This is a genomic window from Nocardia colli (assembly GCF_008704205.1).
Lineage (GTDB): Bacteria > Actinomycetota > Actinomycetes > Mycobacteriales > Mycobacteriaceae > Nocardia > Nocardia colli.
Map to the genome: position 1 here is coordinate 157,662 of NZ_VXLC01000023.1, position 14,561 is coordinate 172,222.

13 protein-coding genes and 1 tRNA gene are annotated in these 14,561 nt (G+C 66.7%); 4 read left to right on the forward strand and 10 right to left on the reverse strand.

Features of this window, described 5'->3' with window-relative positions; translation table 11 throughout:
• Positions 1-50: 50 nt before the first annotated feature.
• The 7 genes from F3087_RS36055 to F3087_RS36085 form a co-directional block, all read right to left on the reverse strand.
• On the reverse strand, positions 51-1,688 hold the full coding sequence (locus tag F3087_RS36055) for a solute symporter family protein (protein ID WP_150406594.1): 1,638 nt from the start codon (positions 1,686-1,688) through the stop codon (positions 51-53).
• Positions 1,685-2,041 carry a DUF485 domain-containing protein gene (locus F3087_RS36060; RefSeq protein ID WP_150406595.1) on the reverse strand — a complete coding sequence of 119 codons (357 nt, stop codon included), beginning with the start codon at positions 2,039-2,041 and terminating at the stop codon, positions 1,685-1,687. Before F3087_RS36060 ends, F3087_RS36055 begins: the two co-directional genes overlap by 4 nt.
• Before the next feature lie 163 nt (positions 2,042-2,204).
• Positions 2,205-3,959, reverse strand: a complete 1,755-nt coding sequence (locus F3087_RS36065) for a sodium/solute symporter (RefSeq protein ID WP_223885599.1) — start codon at positions 3,957-3,959, stop codon at positions 2,205-2,207.
• A 318-nt stretch (positions 3,960-4,277) separates the two neighbouring features.
• Entirely contained in the window at positions 4,278-4,646 is a 369-nt protein-coding gene (locus tag F3087_RS36070) for a hypothetical protein (protein WP_150406597.1), read from the reverse strand.
• Positions 4,643-5,440, reverse strand: coding sequence for a LytR/AlgR family response regulator transcription factor (locus tag F3087_RS36075; RefSeq protein WP_150406598.1), 798 nt, complete (start codon positions 5,438-5,440; stop codon positions 4,643-4,645). Before F3087_RS36075 ends, F3087_RS36070 begins: the two co-directional genes overlap by 4 nt.
• Before the next feature lie 72 nt (positions 5,441-5,512).
• Complete coding sequence (locus tag F3087_RS36080; RefSeq protein WP_150406599.1) at positions 5,513-6,712, reverse strand: sensor histidine kinase; 1,200 nt, start codon at positions 6,710-6,712, stop codon at positions 5,513-5,515.
• 102 nt (positions 6,713-6,814) lie between these two features.
• A complete protein-coding gene (locus F3087_RS36085) occupies positions 6,815-7,264 on the reverse strand; it encodes a hypothetical protein (protein ID WP_150406600.1) in 450 nt (149 codons plus the stop codon).
• 125 nt (positions 7,265-7,389) lie between these two features.
• On the opposite strand from F3087_RS36085, the gene F3087_RS36090 reads away from it, so the two are divergent.
• Complete coding sequence (locus F3087_RS36090; protein WP_150406601.1) at positions 7,390-7,785, forward strand: DUF3052 domain-containing protein; 396 nt, start codon at positions 7,390-7,392, stop codon at positions 7,783-7,785.
• A gap of 252 nt (positions 7,786-8,037) precedes the next feature.
• Complete coding sequence (dnaE, locus tag F3087_RS36095; protein ID WP_150406602.1) at positions 8,038-11,586, forward strand: DNA polymerase III subunit alpha; 3,549 nt, start codon at positions 8,038-8,040, stop codon at positions 11,584-11,586.
• A 22-nt stretch (positions 11,587-11,608) separates the two neighbouring features.
• Here dnaE and F3087_RS36100 read toward each other — a convergent pair.
• The 3 genes from F3087_RS36100 to F3087_RS36110 all read right to left on the reverse strand — a co-directional run bounded on the left by F3087_RS36100 (position 11,609) and on the right by F3087_RS36110 (position 13,643).
• Positions 11,609-11,687 (reverse strand) — tRNA-Phe (locus F3087_RS36100).
• Positions 11,688-11,806: 119 nt separating this feature from the next.
• Complete coding sequence (locus tag F3087_RS36105) at positions 11,807-12,994, reverse strand: Cmx/CmrA family chloramphenicol efflux MFS transporter (protein WP_150406603.1); 1,188 nt, start codon at positions 12,992-12,994, stop codon at positions 11,807-11,809.
• A 76-nt stretch (positions 12,995-13,070) separates the two neighbouring features.
• On the reverse strand, positions 13,071-13,643 hold the full coding sequence (locus tag F3087_RS36110; protein WP_150406604.1) for a TetR/AcrR family transcriptional regulator: 573 nt from the start codon (positions 13,641-13,643) through the stop codon (positions 13,071-13,073).
• Positions 13,644-13,756: 113 nt separating this feature from the next.
• On the opposite strand from F3087_RS36110, the gene F3087_RS36115 reads away from it, so the two are divergent.
• Together F3087_RS36115 and F3087_RS36120 are read left to right on the forward strand one after the other, a co-directional pair.
• Positions 13,757-14,074 (forward strand): hypothetical protein, encoded by a 318-nt coding sequence (locus tag F3087_RS36115; RefSeq protein WP_150406605.1) that lies wholly within the window; start codon positions 13,757-13,759, stop codon positions 14,072-14,074.
• A complete protein-coding gene (locus F3087_RS36120) occupies positions 14,071-14,394 on the forward strand; it encodes a type II toxin-antitoxin system PemK/MazF family toxin (protein ID WP_150406606.1) in 324 nt (107 codons plus the stop codon). The genes F3087_RS36115 and F3087_RS36120 overlap by 4 nt, the downstream gene beginning before the upstream one ends.
• Positions 14,395-14,561: the final 167 nt, after the last annotated feature.

Here is a 14,561-nt window from a genome sequence, read left to right on the forward strand (position 1 = left end):
GAACAAGGGGGCTGTAAACCCTCGAGTTTGGGGCGACTATCGGCTGACGGTCAGTGCACTACCGCCTTCTCCGCACCGACGCCGGTCAGCGAACGGACCTCCATCTCGGCGGCCTTGGCCGGGTTCTCGTCCTTCTTGCCGAGGAACGTCCCGACCACACCGAGCACGAAAGCCAGTGGGATGGACACGATTCCGGGATTGGACAGCGGGAACCAGTCGAAATCGGAGCCCGGCAGCATCGAGGACGCGGTACCGGACACGGCCGGCGAGAACACGATCAGCACGATGGTCGAGATCAGCCCGCCGTACATGCTGAACAGCGCGCCGGTGGTGTTGAACCGCTTCCAGAACAGCGAGTACAGGATCGTCGGCAGGTTCGCCGCCGCCGCCACCGCGAACGCCAGCGCGACCAGGAAGGCGATGTTCTGCCCGTTGGCCAGGATGCCGAGGCCGATCGCGATCAAGCCGATCACCACGGCGGTGATCCGGGACACCCGCACCTGCTTGGCGTCATCGACCTTGCCGCGCTTGATGACTCCGGCGTAGATGTCGTGCGCGAACGAGGTCGCCGCGGTGATGGTCAGTCCGGCGACCACCGCGAGGATGGTGGCGAACGCGACCGCCGAGATGACCCCGAGCAGGACCACGCCGCCGAGCTCGAACGCGAGCAGCGGTGCCGCGGAGTTCTGTCCGCCCGCCGCCGCCAGGATCCGGTCCGGTCCGACGATGGCCGCGGCGCCGTAGCCGAGCACCAGGGTGAACAGGTAGAACGCGCCGATCAGCCCGATCGCCCACACGACTGATCGGCGCGCCTCCTTCGCGGTCGGCACGGTGTAGAAGCGCATCAGCACGTGCGGGAGACCCGCGGTGCCGAGCACCAGCGCCAGACCGAGAGACAGGAAGTTCAGTTTCGAGGTGGCGGTGGCGCCGTACTGTGCGCCGGGCGCCAGCACGTCCCGGGCGGCCACGCCCTTGGCCTTGGACCCGCTGACATGCTCCTGGGCCGAGCCGAGGATGTCGGACAGGTTGAAACCGAACTTCGCGAAAACCATGACCGTCATCAGCGCGGCGCCCGCGATGAGCAGCACCGCCTTGATGATCTGCACCCACGTGGTGCCCTTCATGCCACCGACCAGCACGTACACGATCATCAGCACGCCGACCACGGCGATCACGACGGACTGCCCGGTCTTGTCGGAGATGTCGAGCAGCAGCGCGACCAGGCCACCGGCGCCGGCCATCTGCGCGAGCAGATAGAACAGCGACACCGCGAGCGTGGTCAACGCGGCTGCGGTGCGCACCGGGCCCTGCTTGAGCCGGAAGCTCAGCACATCGGCCATGGTGAATTTGCCGGTGTTGCGGAGCATTTCGGCGACCAGCAGCAGGGCGACGAGCCAGGCGACCAGGAACCCGATGGAGTACAGGAACCCGTCGTAGCCGTACACCGCGATGGCGCCGGCGATACCGAGAAAGCTTGCGGCAGAAAGATAGTCGCCAGCGATGGCGATGCCGTTCTGCGGTCCGGAGAACCCGCGGCCGCCGGTGAAGAAGTCGGCGGCGGTGGCATTGTTGCGGCTGGCTCGCACGACCACGACCATGGTGATGATGACGAACACCGCGAAGATGGCGATGTTGGCCGTCGGGTTGCCGACCGTCGCGGCGGCGGCATAGGTGCTGACGTGGCTCACGCGTGGCCTCCCTCGAGCTGGTTGCGGATGGCCGCCGCGCGCGGATCCAGTTCACGGTTGGCGAACCGGACGTAGAGCGCGGTGATGGCGAAGGTGGAAACGAATTGCCCGAGGCCGAGCAGCAATCCGAGGTTGATGTTGCCGAAGACCTTGTGCGCCATGAAGTCGTGCGCGTAGGCGCCGAGCAGCACATAGCTGAGGTACCAGAGCAGGAACAGGGCGGTCATCGGAAATACGAAGCGGCGCAACCTAGTTCGTAACTCTTGAAAGTCCGGGCTGGCCTGTACCTCGACGAATTCCGCTGCACTCGGCGTGCGCCGTGGGGCGGTGCCGTCGAGTTCTGTACTAGTCATGGGCGTCCTAGCTTGTGACATGGCTTACTTGTTCAGCACCGTATCGAGGCCCGCGTGAGGAAACGATGATGTGGTGTGGGTCACTCCGGGAAGGCGGCCGATTGTGCGGTGAACGGTCGGTGTGACGCGATGAGCGGTTGAGCGTCGAGCGCGGCCGGACGGCTCACTTCGAGCGCAGCGTGCCTTCGCGGTCGGCGCCCATGCCGAGCCGTTCGGGGGCGTGCATGCGGACGAAGATGCGGCCGACCCGCCGGGTGCCCGGACCCTGGGTCACCTTGCTGACCAGCACCATTGCCGCGAACGCCAGCGGGACGCTGATTGCCGCCGGATAGCCGATCAGCGCGGCGGGCCAACCGTCGGCTACCTCGCCGGACAGGCCGCCGGTCACCGACACCACGGTCGCCCCACCGGCCGCCAGTCCGCCCGCGATCAGGCCCGCGCCCGCGCCCGCCGCGGTGAGCCCGCGCCACCAGATGCCGAGGACGAGCAGCGGGCACAGGGTAGAGGCGGCTACCGAGAACGCGAGACCGACCGTGCGGGACAGGTCGAGCGAGGCCACCGTGAGCGAAAGAGTAAGCGGCACAGCGCCGGCGACCACTGCCGCCGCCCGGAAGTCGCGAATTCGCCCGCGCAGCATGTCGGTACTCAGCACGCCCGCGATGCTCACCAGCAGTCCGGATGAGGTGGACAGGAACGCGGCGATCGCGCCCGCCGCGACGAGGGCGGCCAGCAATTGGCCGGGCAGGCCGAGGACCACCGAGGCGGGCAGTAGTACGACCGCCGCGTCGGAGGTGCCGGTGATCAACAGTTGCGGCACGTAGAGCCGCGCGAAAACCCCTAGCAGGATGGGGAATAGATAGAACACACCGACGAGTCCGATGACGGCAGCCGCGGTCACGCGTGCGGCCCGGCCGTCCGGATTCGTGTAGAAGCGCACCAGGACGTGCGGCAAGCCCATGGTGCCGAGGAACGTCGCGATGATCAGCGAATACACCTGATAGGTCGGGTGCGCGCCGCCGAAACCGACGCCCGGCTCCAGCCATTCGGCGCCGTTCGCGGGGGCACCCGCCACCACCGGCACCGTCGCGCCCGCCTCCAGCACCAGCTCGGTACCCGGCGACAGCGCGTGCGGGCCCGGCGGCAACACCACGCGACCGGTCACCGGACTGCCGTCGAGCGTCCCGGTGATCGAAACCTGTTGTGCCGCAGCGACCTGCACCACCACCGCGGTGCGCACGTCGACCACGGTGCGCTCGGTGACCACCGGGGGAGCGGGCGCACCGAGCTGCTGATCCTCGGCCAGAAAGTGCCCGAGCAGCACCAGCGCCGGAATCGTCACCGCCGTCAACTTCAACCAGTACTGAAACGCCTGCACCAGCGTGATCGACCGCATCCCACCACCGGCCACGTTCGCGATCACGATCGCGCCCACCGCCGCCGCCCCGACCCAATCGGGCACGCCGAGCAGCGTATGCAACGTCAAACCCGCGCCTTGGAACTGCGGAATCAAATACACCGCGCACACCAGCACGACCACGGTGGCCGCCAGCCTGCGCAATCGCACCGAGCCCAAACGGAATTCGGCGAAGTCCGGCACGGTGTAGGCCCCGGATCGCCGCAGTGGCGCGGCGACGAACAGCAACAGCGACAGGTATCCGGCGGTGAACCCAACCGGGTACCACAACGCATCCGCGCCGTACTTCGCGATCAACCCCGCGACGCCGAGAAACGAAGCAGCCGAGAGGTATTCACCAGATATGGCGGCAGCATTCCACCCGGACCTGACACTGCGCGAGGCAACCAAGAAGTCAGAAGTAGTGCGCGCCAACCGAACCCCGTAAGCGCCGATCGCGACAGTCGCGAGCGCGGCAGACAACAGCGCGAACACAGTCAGCAGCGGCACCGCCCCCGCAGTCACCGCCCCCTCCCTCGATGCGCCACCAACCCACTGCGCGCAACCGCGCATCCGACACCATCCCGCGCACCGTTCGGCCTCCCGCTGACGAAATCGCCATCTATTTCGTCAGCGGGGGGCAAAGTTATGCGCGTCGAGCAAAGCTCGGTGCGGCAAACGGCCAACTCCCATCGCCGAGGCTTGTGCGCAGATCCGTTTGTGCCGCGACCGTTTCGGTTTGCCGCGCAAGAGATTGCCGACAGTTTTGTGCGCGGCGGGACGGACGGTGCGCGGCGAATAGTGCGGATAGCGGTGGGATCCGTTGTGGTGCGGCGGTTCACGTCAGTCCTCGGCCAGGTCGAGGAAGTCCTGCTCGTTGCGTTCGGCTAGGCGGACGTAGAGGCGTCCGACGAGGTAAAGGAGTGGGTAGACGGCGACGCCGAGTAGGAGCCACGGTAGGCGCAGGCCGAAGACCACCGTCGAGCCGACGGTGCCGATGCCGAAAAGTACGGGCAGTGAGCACAATACGACGACGATGATCAACCCGAGGCGCAGCGCGAGACCGAGCTGCGCGCGGATCAAGCCGCCGATCAACGCCTCGCCGATCTCGGTCTGCTCGGCCACTTCCATCCGGGTGCGGACGCGGCGCGCACCGCGCCGTTCCGACAGCACGACGCGCTGCCTGGCCGGGCGATGCTGCGGTCCGGTCATTGGCCGGTCCACTGTTGCCGCGGGCCGTGCACCAGACGCTGTTTCAGCTCGCGGACCTGCCTGCGGCTGACCGGTAGTTCCACCGCTGCCGTATTGCCGTCGGCGCGTAGGCACACCACCGTTCCGGTGCCGACCGTGCGCAGACCGGTCACCAGTCGCAGCGCGACCAGGTAGGAACGATGCACGCGCAGAAATCCCGCATCCTGCCAACGGGACTCCAACGCGGACAACGGAATCCGCACCAGGTGCGAGCCGGCGCTGGTGTGCAGGCGCGCGTAGTCGCCGTCCGCCTCCACCCAGCTGACGCTCGACCGGGGCACCAGCGTCGTGACGCCGCCGAGCTCGACGGGAATGACCTCACTCGGATCGGCCTGCGGTTCATCGACAACCGGGGCCGGGGTGCCGCGGGTCGACGCGATCCGGCGCACCGCCTCGGCCAGCCGCGCCTCGCGCAACGGCTTCAGCAGATAGTCGACCGCGCCCAGATCGTAGGCGGCCACCGCGCGATCGTCGTGTGCCGTCACGAAGACCACCGCGGGCGGGTTCGCGAACTCCGACAGGATGCCCGCCAGCTCCATTCCGTCCAGCCCCGGCATGTTGATATCCAGGAAGACCGCGTCGATCGAATGCGCGCGCAACACCCGCAACGCGGTGGTCGCGTCGGCCGCATCGTGGATCTCGCCGACCCCGGGCTGCGCGCGCAACAGATACACCAGCTCGTCCAGAGCAGGCTTTTCATCGTCGACAGCGAGCACCCGTAAGGTGCCGCCCGCACTATCGGTGGTCCGCGTCACAACCGCTCCATCGTAAGCAATCGGCCCGATCGCCCGGCCCCGATCCCCGTCGACTCGACGTCCACCGCCACCTCACGCCTGGATACCGGCGCGGAACTTCGGGACCCGCAGGGAGACCTTCGTGCCCGCGCCCGGAGCGGTTTCGACGACGAGGCCGTAGTCGTTGCCGAAGGCGGCGCGCAGCCGGTCGTCCACGTTGGCCAGGCCGACGTGTGCCGATTCGCCGGAACTCGCGGGGCCGCTGCCGGTTTCGATGGCGTCGAGGGCGCCGGAACGGAGCAGTTCGGGGTCCATGCCGACACCGTCGTCCTCGACGCTGATCAAGCAGTCGGTGCCCGCGTCGGCGGCCGTGATGCTGACCGTGCCGCCGCGGGCGGCGCGGGCGAGGCCGTGGCGGACCGCGTTTTCGACGAGGGGTTGCAGCGCGAGGAAGGGCAGGACCACGCCGAGGACCTCGGGTGCGATTTGCAGGCGCACGTCGAGGGCGTCGCCGAAGCGGGCGCGTTCGAGGGCGAGGTAGCGCTCGATATTGCGCAATTCATCGGCCAGCACGGTGAATTCGCCGGCGGCACGGAAGGAGTAGCGGGTGAAGTCGGCGAATTCGAGGATCAGTTCGCGGGCCCGATCCGGATCGGTGCGCACGAACGAGGCGATGGTGTTGAGCGCGTTGTAAATGAAGTGCGGGCTGATCTGGGCCCGCAACGCCCGGACCTCGGCGCGGTCCAGCCGCGCTCGCGAGGCATCCAGCTCGGCCAATTCGAGCTGTCCGCAGGCATACCTGGCCACCTCGGCCACCGCCCCGAGCCACCCCGGCCCCGGCTGGCCCGTGGTGACCACGCCGATCGCCCCGGCCACCCCGGTGCTGTCGATCAGCAGCGGCTGGGCGATGAGCGTGCGGCCCGCGTGCTCACCGCTGCCCGGCCCGGACACGAGCACCGGCCGCTCCCCGGCGACGGCCCGCTTGGCCGCCTCGGTGAAGTGCTCCGCGAGTTCGGCGTGCGGTCCGTCCCACGCGAGCAGCGTGCCGTCCGGATCGGCGACACCGAGCGCCTCGGCCCCGGTGAGCACGCGCAGATGCGGAGCCGAGTCCTGCGCCGACTGCGCGGTGAGCCCGCGCCGCAACGGAATCGCCGCCAGCGACGCGGTATGCAGCGCCGAATGCACCGCCCGCTCGGCCGGCGTGGTCACCACTCGCCGGGTCCGCGGCCAGATGACCAGCGCCCCGGCGATCAACGCCGCCGAGACGACCATGGCCACAACGGTCGTCGTCATCGTGGTCCCGGAATCCGATAGGGCGACAGCGCATTCATCCGCCGATTATCGCGTCCGCGGCGGAATCGCCGGCGTATTCGCCACGCTGACCTCGAACTCGCCTTATCCCTGGTAAGGATCGACCCGGAACTCGACCGTGCCCGGCTCGGGGATGTGCGCCGCACCGACGGTCATCGTGCCGGTGAATCGGCCGATGCCCGGATGGAACAGCGCGGAATAGCCGCTGTTGCCCCAATATCCGGGTCCGTGCGCGGTCACCGTGAATGCCCCGGTCTCGCCGGTCTCCACATTGCGCCAGTTCAGCGTGAGCGCCAGGTTGCAGCTACCGGCGCCGAACATGGTGGTCGCCACGCTGAACGCCGCGTGCTCCGGATAGGCGTTGCTGGTCACCGCGGAGCTGACCTGCGCGACGCAGAGCCCATCGGTGAGCGAATAGAAACTGTCGAACTGGTCGACGATCTGGGCTGCGGCGGGCGCGGACGTGGCCACCATGGCGGCCACCGCGACGGCGGGTACGGCGGGAATCGCGAACAGTGCTCTGAGCGAATTCATCAAACACCTCGGCAGGTTCGGTCACACTCGGGTCTGTCGTATGGCCTGACTATGCTCCTTCCGCGCGGCGATATCCCCGATTTGCTGCCCTCGATTCCGGGGGCATTGCCATTTACAGTCGACCCATGAGCGCCGGTTACTCCGGAACGCCGTTGGCGAAGAAGCTGGGCATCAAGCCCGGCCATCGGCTCGCGTTGCGGCACCGCCCGCCGGGCTGGCGGATTCCCGATCTCCCCGTCGAGGTCGAACTCGCCACCGAGACCCCCGATGTCCTGATCGTCTTCTATCGCACGCATGCCGAATTGGCCGCCGAGGCGCCCGCGCTGGCGGCCGGATTGCCGCGCGGCAGCATGCTGTGGATCGCCTGGCCGCGCAAGGCCGGCGGCCACGTCAGCGACATCGCGGAGAACGATCTGCGGGAGCTGCTGCTGCCGATCGGCGTCGTGGACGTGAAGGTCGCCGCCTTCGACAATGATTGGTCCGGTTTGAAATTCGTCTGGCGGAAGAAAACTCGACCGTGAGTGTCGCGGCCGACTGCCGCGGATGGCTCGAGCACGCCAGAGTAGGGTCAACCGGTCCGCGCCAGACGTCACTCGCGGAAATCAGACATCTCTAGGGCGACTCGCCAGACGCGCCGGTGATCTTCGACACCGACACGCCGGGCCCTCCTGGGACGTCTCGTTGCGCGCCGCGCGCCTCGGAAAAAATGTCATACCGACGTGCCTAGAATCGCTAGGCCAACCCCCGTCGAGACCTTGGGAGGAAGGACCGTCTTGGCCGCCTCGTCCGGATCGTTCGTTCACCTGCACAACCACACCGAGTACTCCATGCTCGACGGTGCGGCTAAGATTTCGCCCCTGTTCGCCGAGGCGAAACGCTTGGGGATGGACGCGGTGGGGATGACCGACCACGGCAACATGTACGGCGCCTCCGAGTTCTACAACTCGGCGAAGAAGGCAGGCATCAAGCCGATCATCGGCATCGAGGCCTACATCGCGCCCGCCTCCCGGTTCGACACCAAGCGCGTGCAGTGGGGCGATCCGAGCCAGAAAGGCGACGACGTCTCCGGCTCCGGCGCCTACACCCACATGACCATGGTCGCGGAGAACGCGACCGGGCTGCGCAACCTGTTCAAGCTGTCCTCGCTGGCGTCGCTGGAGGGTCAGCTCGGCAAGTGGGCGCGTATGGACGAAGAGATCATCGCGCAGTACGCCGAGGGCATCATCGCGACCACCGGCTGCCCGTCGGGCGAGGTGCAGACGCGGTTGCGCCTCGGCCACGACCGCGAGGCGCTGGAGGCCGCGGCCAAGTGGCAGGAGATCTTCGGGAAGGACAACTTCTTCCTGGAGATCATGGACCACGGGCTGTCCATCGAACGCCGGGTCCGCGAGGGTCTCATCGAGATCGGCCAGAAGCTCGGCATTCCGCCGATCGCGACCAACGACTGCCATTACGTCACCAAGGACCAGTCGACCAATCACGAAGCGCTGCTGTGCATTCAGACCGGCAAGACGCTCAGCGACCCCACCCGGTTCAAGTTCGACGGTGACGGTTACTACCTGAAGTCCGCCGAGGAGATGCGCGCGCTGTGGGACGCCGAGGTTCCCGGCGCCTGCGACAACACCGTGCTCATCGGCGAACGCGTGCAGTCCTACGACGACGTGTGGGCCTTCAAGGACCGGATGCCGGTGTTCCCGGTGCCCGAGGGCGATGACCAGAACTCCTTCCTGCGCAAGGAAGTCGACCGCGGTCTGGCCCGCCGGTTCCCGGACGGGGTGCCGGAGGAGTACTACACCCGCGCCTACTTCGAGCTCGACGTGATCAAGCAGAAGGGCTTCCCGGCCTACTTCCTCGTCGTCGGCGACCTCGTGTCGCACGCGAAAGAGGTCGGCATCCGGGTCGGTCCGGGCCGTGGTTCGGCGGCCGGTTCGCTGGTCGCCTACGCGCTCGGCATCACCAACATCGACCCGATCCCGCACGGCCTGCTGTTCGAGCGGTTCCTCAACCCGGAACGCCCGTCCGCACCCGATATCGATATCGACTTCGACGATCGCCGCCGCGGCGAGATGGTCCGCTACGCCACCGAGAAGTGGGGCACCGACCGGGTCGCCCAGGTGATCACCTTCGGTACCATCAAGACCAAGGCCGCGATCAAGGACTCCGCGCGAGTCCTGTTCGGCCAGCCCGGTTTCGCCATCGCCGACCAGATCTCCAAGGCGCTGCCGCCGCCGATCATGGCCAAGGACATCTCGGTCGCGGGCATCACCGACCCCGACCACGAGCGGTACAAAGAAGCCGCCGAGGTCCGCGAACTCATCGGCAGCAACCCCGATGTCGCGAAGATCTACGAGACCGCCCGCGGCCTCGAGGGCCTGATCCGCAACGCAGGCGTGCACGCCTGTGCGGTGATCATGTCCTCCGAGCCGCTCACCGACACCATCCCGGTGTGGAAGCGTGCCCAGGACGGCGCCATCATCACCGGCTGGGACTACCCGTCGTGTGAGGCCATCGGCCTGCTGAAGATGGACTTCCTCGGCCTGCGCAACCTCACCGTCATCGGTGACGCGATGGAGAACATCAAGGCCAACCGCGGCATCGATCTCGACCTGGACACGCTGCCGCTGGACGACAAGGCCACCTACGAATTGCTGTCCCGCGGTGACACGCTCGGCGTGTTCCAGCTCGACGGTGGTCCGATGCGCGACCTGCTGCGCCGCATGCAGCCGACCGGCTTCAACGACATCGTCGCGGTGCTCGCGCTGTACCGCCCCGGCCCGATGGGCATGAACGCGCACAACGACTACGCCGACCGCAAGAACAACCGGCAGCCGATCAGCCCGATCCATCCCGAGCTCGAGGAACCGCTCAAGGACATCCTCTCGGAGACCTACGGCCTGATCGTCTACCAAGAGCAGATCATGTTCATCGCGCAGAAGGTCGCCTCCTACTCGATGGGTAAGGCCGACGCGCTGCGTAAGGCCATGGGTAAGAAGAAGCTCGAGGTGCTGGAAGCCGAATACAAGGGCTTCCACGCGGGCATGACCGCCAACGGGTTCTCCGAGGCCGCGGTGAAGGCGCTGTGGGACACCATCCTTCCGTTCGCCGGTTACGCGTTCAACAAGTCGCACGCCGCCGGCTACGGTCTGGTCTCCTTCTGGACCGCCTACCTCAAGGCCAACTACCCGGGCGAATACATGGCCGGGCTGCTCACCTCCGTCGGTGACGACAAGGACAAGGCCGCGGTCTACCTTTCGGACTGCCGCCGCCTCGGCATCACTGTGCTGCCGCCGGACGTCAACGAGTCCGAGCTGAACTTCGCCTCGGTCGGCAAGGACATCCGGTTCGGGCTCGGCGCGGTGCGCAACGTCGGCGCGAACGTGGTGTCCTCGATCATCGCCGCGCGCAAGGAGAAGTCGAAGTTCACCGACTTCTCCGACTATCTGAACAAGATCGACGCGATCGCCTGCACCAAGAAGGTCACCGAATCCCTCATCAAGGCAGGCGGATTCGACTCGCTGGGGCACCCGCGCAAGGGGCTGCTGCTGATCCACTCCGACGCCATCGACGCGGTGATGTCGACCAAGAAGGCCGAGGCGATCGGGCAGTTCGACCTGTTCGGCGGGGTGGACGCGGACGAGTCGGTGTCGTCGGTGTTCAACGTGAAGGTGCCCGACGACGAGTGGGAGTCCAAGCACAAGCTGGCGCTCGAGCGCGAGATGCTCGGCCTGTACGTGTCCGGGCATCCGCTCAACGGCGTCGAGCATGTGCTTGCGGCGCAATCGGATACGCACATCCCGGCGATCCTCGAAGGCGACATCAAGGACGGCACCCAGGTGACCGTCGGCGGCATTCTCGCCTCGGTGAACCGGCGGATCAACAAGAACGGCCTGGCCTGGGCCTCGGCCCAGCTGGAAGACCTGGCCGGTGGCATCGAGGTGCTGTTCTTCCCGCAGGCGTACTCGGTGTACGGGATGGACGTGGTCGAGGACGCGGTGGTGCTGGTGAAGGCGCGCGTCTCGGTGCGCGACGACCGGATCTCGCTGATCGCCAACGATCTCGCGGTGCCGGATCTGTCGTCCATCGGTGTGGCCAAGCCGCTCGCGGTGGTGATGTCGACCCGGATGTGCACGCCCGACAAGATCGGCGAGTTCAAGCGCATCCTGTCCCGGCATCCCGGCACCGCCGACGTGCACATCCGGCACGTGGGCGCCCGGGAGAAGACGACGCTGCTGAAACTCGATGACAGCCTGCGGGTTACGCCGTCGTCGGCGCTGATGGGTGACCTGAAGGCGCTGCTCGGTCCCGGTTGCCTGGCGGTCTGAGCACCGCCAGGCTCGGTGTCGGCGGAAGCGACAGGATTCGAACCTGCATGGGCAATGCCCAGTCAGCGTTTAACTGACCCCTTTCCACAAGGCGCGCTTCCGATGTCAGTATGCGAGCCGGGGTGCCTGCGGGTGGTGCTTCGGGGAACATCCTGTGGGTGGACTGTTCGACGCGAAAATCTCCGGCGGGGCCGGCCCGCCGGAGATCTTCTGGTTGTGCTCAGTGCACGAGTTCGGGCTGTTTGCCGTGGTGCGGGGCGGTGATGGGGCGGCGGTTCAGGAGTTGCTCCGCAGTGACCGTGCCGATGGCGGCCAGGCCGATGGCGGCGCCGATCCAGGCGACCGACGAGTAGCCGAGGCCGGCGCCGATGGCCAGACCGCCCAGCCACGGGCCGAGGGTGATGCCGATGTTGAACGAGGAGACGTTGAAGGCCGGGGCGAGGGTGGGTCCGTCGGCGGCCAGGTTGAAGACTCGGCTGTTGAGGGTGGGGTTGGTGCCGAAACCGAAGGCGCCCAGCAGGAAGGTGAGGGCGACGACCGGGGCGGGGTGTTCGGCGGTGAGGGCCAGCAGGATCGACGTGATGATCACGCCGGTGAAGCCGATGTACAGCGTGCGGATCGGGTGGGCGTCGGCGGTGCGGCCGCCGACCACGATGCCGAGGAAGCTGCCGACGCCGTAGACCACCAGCACGATCGGGATCCAGCCGTCGCTCAGGCCGGTCGTCTTCGAGAGCAGTGCGCCGAGGTAGGCGAAGGTGACCATCAGCGCGGCGGTGGAGAGCGCGGTCGTGCTGTAGGACAGCCACAGGCGGGGATTGGCGATGCTGCGCAGTTCTTTTCGGAGATCCGGCTGGGTTTCCGCGCGGCCGGCCGGGATCTTGGCGAGCACGCCGACCATGGCCAGCACGGACATGATCGCGACCGCCCAGAACGCGGCGCGCCAGCCGAGATGCTGGCCGATCACGGTACCCGCGGGCAGGCCGATGACGGTGGCGATGGTGAGGCCGCCGGCCACGATGCTCATCGCCTTGCCGCGGGCGTTCGCGGGGACCAGGCCGATGGCGGTGGTGGCCGCGACCGACCAGAAGCCGGCGTAGACGAACGCGCCGACCGCCCTGGTCGCGAACAGCACCCAGTAATCCGAGGTCAGCGCGCCGACGACGTGCGCGCCGACGAATACCGCGAGGAAGGCGAGCAGTGCGCTGCGGCGGGGGAGGCGCAGGGTGGTGACGGCGAGGATCGGTGCGCCGATCAGCATGCCGATGGCGAAGGCCGAGATCAGCAGTCCGGCTTGGGGAATGGTGACGCCGAGGTCGGTGGAGAGCTCGGTGAGCAGGCCGGAGAGCATCATCTCCGAGGTGCCCTGGGCGAAGATGGATAGGCCCAGGATGTAGACGGCGAACGGCATCGGGTACCTCTCTGGTTTTAGATCATTCAGTTCAAAACTGGCACGTGGAAAGAGACTGTCGGCGTGGGGGATTGGGTCAGAGGGCGTTCAGTGCGGTCGCGGCGATGGCTTGCAGCGCGTCGCGGCCGACGCCGCCGCGGGCGGCTACGCGCATGCCGCCGATGGTGGCGTTGATGAAGTGCGCCAGCTCGCGGGCATTCTTGGTCTTGTCGATTTCGCCTGCGCGCCTGCCGCTTTCGAGCACCTCGGTCAGGGCGGCGAGGCGTAGTTCCTGGTCGTCGCGCAGCGCCGCGGCCACTTCCGGATCGCGGGGTGCGAGTTCGATGATCGAATTGACGACCAGGCAGCCGAGTGGGTCGTCGTCCGGGGCGTCGACGACCTGTTGCAGGAGGGTTCGCATCTTGTCCCTCGCGGACTGGTCGCCGTCGAGTAGTGCGAAGGTGGTGGTGTTCTTCGTGGTCATGTATCGGCGTAATGCCCGCTCGAACAGGTCGTGCTTGCTCGTGAAGGTGTTGTAGATGCTGCTGCGGCCCAATCCGGTTGCGTCGCACAGGTCCTGGGTCGAGGTCGCCTCGTAGCCCGCGGTCCAGAACGCGCGCATCGCGGCGTCGACTGCCCGCTCCTCGTCGAACTGTCTCGGTCGTGCCATGCGAAAGACGTTAACACAGTTTTGTACTGACCGTTTCAAAAGAAGGTGATGCGAACAGGTGCATCACTATCTGATGCTTGATAGCGCATCTGCATCGATGTAAAATCTGATGCATGACCAGACGAACCACCTTGACCCTCACTGAGCGGGAGGAACGCACCCTCGCGACGCTCAGTGACCGAAAGGGAGCCGAGTGGGTGCTGTTCGAATCCCTCGCCGCACACCTCGGTTACTCCCTGACCCCCGATGCGTCCGAAGCGACTGTCATCCGAGTTCTGATGTCGATCGGCGCGCAAGTGCTGATCGACCAAGCACTGGAGGACGGTTATGAACAGCTCGCCGAGATTTGGCCGGAGATCCACGATGAGGCCGAGGCTGAGGAGCGGCGCCGCAGGTATGCGGACGAAGTCGATCGAGTGATGCCCGGATGACACTCGTCGTGCCGAGCCGTGGTCAGATCTACAGTGCCGACTGCGGCTACGGACCTAAACCTTGGTTGATCGTCTCCAACAATCGCCGGAATCGGCAGCTGCCACGCATACTTGCCGTCCGCATTACGACGACGGACAAGTATGCGAGTTTGCCAACTATGGTGCCGCTATCGACCGATGATCCGCTCGTCGGTCACATCGTTACCGACGACCTACAGCAATTACATCGAGACGAGTTCACCACGTTCCTCGGCGCGGTGTGCCCGGCCACCATCATGGCGGTCAACACAGCGTTGAAGCTGGTGCTGGCCATTCCGTGACGCGGAGACCTGCTGTGTTGCGACGATTCCAGTCGCACGTCGGCTCTCGGGCATTCGATAAATCGACTTCGAACGGCCGGGGGTCGACGTCACTCAGCTGTCGGCGGGTCGTAGGTGTCGCGGCTCGGATCGCAACCGTCGCGGAACGAACTTGCACCGCTGGTTGT

What these genes read in the sequence shown, in the direction of transcription:
- F3087_RS36115 (WP_150406605.1), top strand. Translation starts at nt 13,757, where the DNA reads ATGACCAGACGAACCACCTTGACCCTCACTGAGCGGGAGGAACGCACC.
- F3087_RS36120 (WP_150406606.1), top strand. Translation starts at nt 14,071, where the DNA reads ATGACACTCGTCGTGCCGAGCCGTGGTCAGATCTACAGTGCCGACTGC.
- F3087_RS36090 (WP_150406601.1), top strand. Translation starts at nt 7,390, where the DNA reads ATGAGCGCCGGTTACTCCGGAACGCCGTTGGCGAAGAAGCTGGGCATC.
- F3087_RS36110 (WP_150406604.1), bottom strand. Translation starts at nt 13,643, where the DNA reads ATGGCACGACCGAGACAGTTCGACGAGGAGCGGGCAGTCGACGCCGCG.
- F3087_RS36080 (WP_150406599.1), bottom strand. Translation starts at nt 6,712, where the DNA reads ATGACGACGACCGTTGTGGCCATGGTCGTCTCGGCGGCGTTGATCGCC.
- F3087_RS36085 (WP_150406600.1), bottom strand. Translation starts at nt 7,264, where the DNA reads ATGAATTCGCTCAGAGCACTGTTCGCGATTCCCGCCGTACCCGCCGTC.
- F3087_RS36105 (WP_150406603.1), bottom strand. Translation starts at nt 12,994, where the DNA reads ATGCCGTTCGCCGTCTACATCCTGGGCCTATCCATCTTCGCCCAGGGC.
- F3087_RS36060 (WP_150406595.1), bottom strand. Translation starts at nt 2,041, where the DNA reads ATGACTAGTACAGAACTCGACGGCACCGCCCCACGGCGCACGCCGAGT.
- F3087_RS36070 (WP_150406597.1), bottom strand. Translation starts at nt 4,646, where the DNA reads ATGACCGGACCGCAGCATCGCCCGGCCAGGCAGCGCGTCGTGCTGTCG.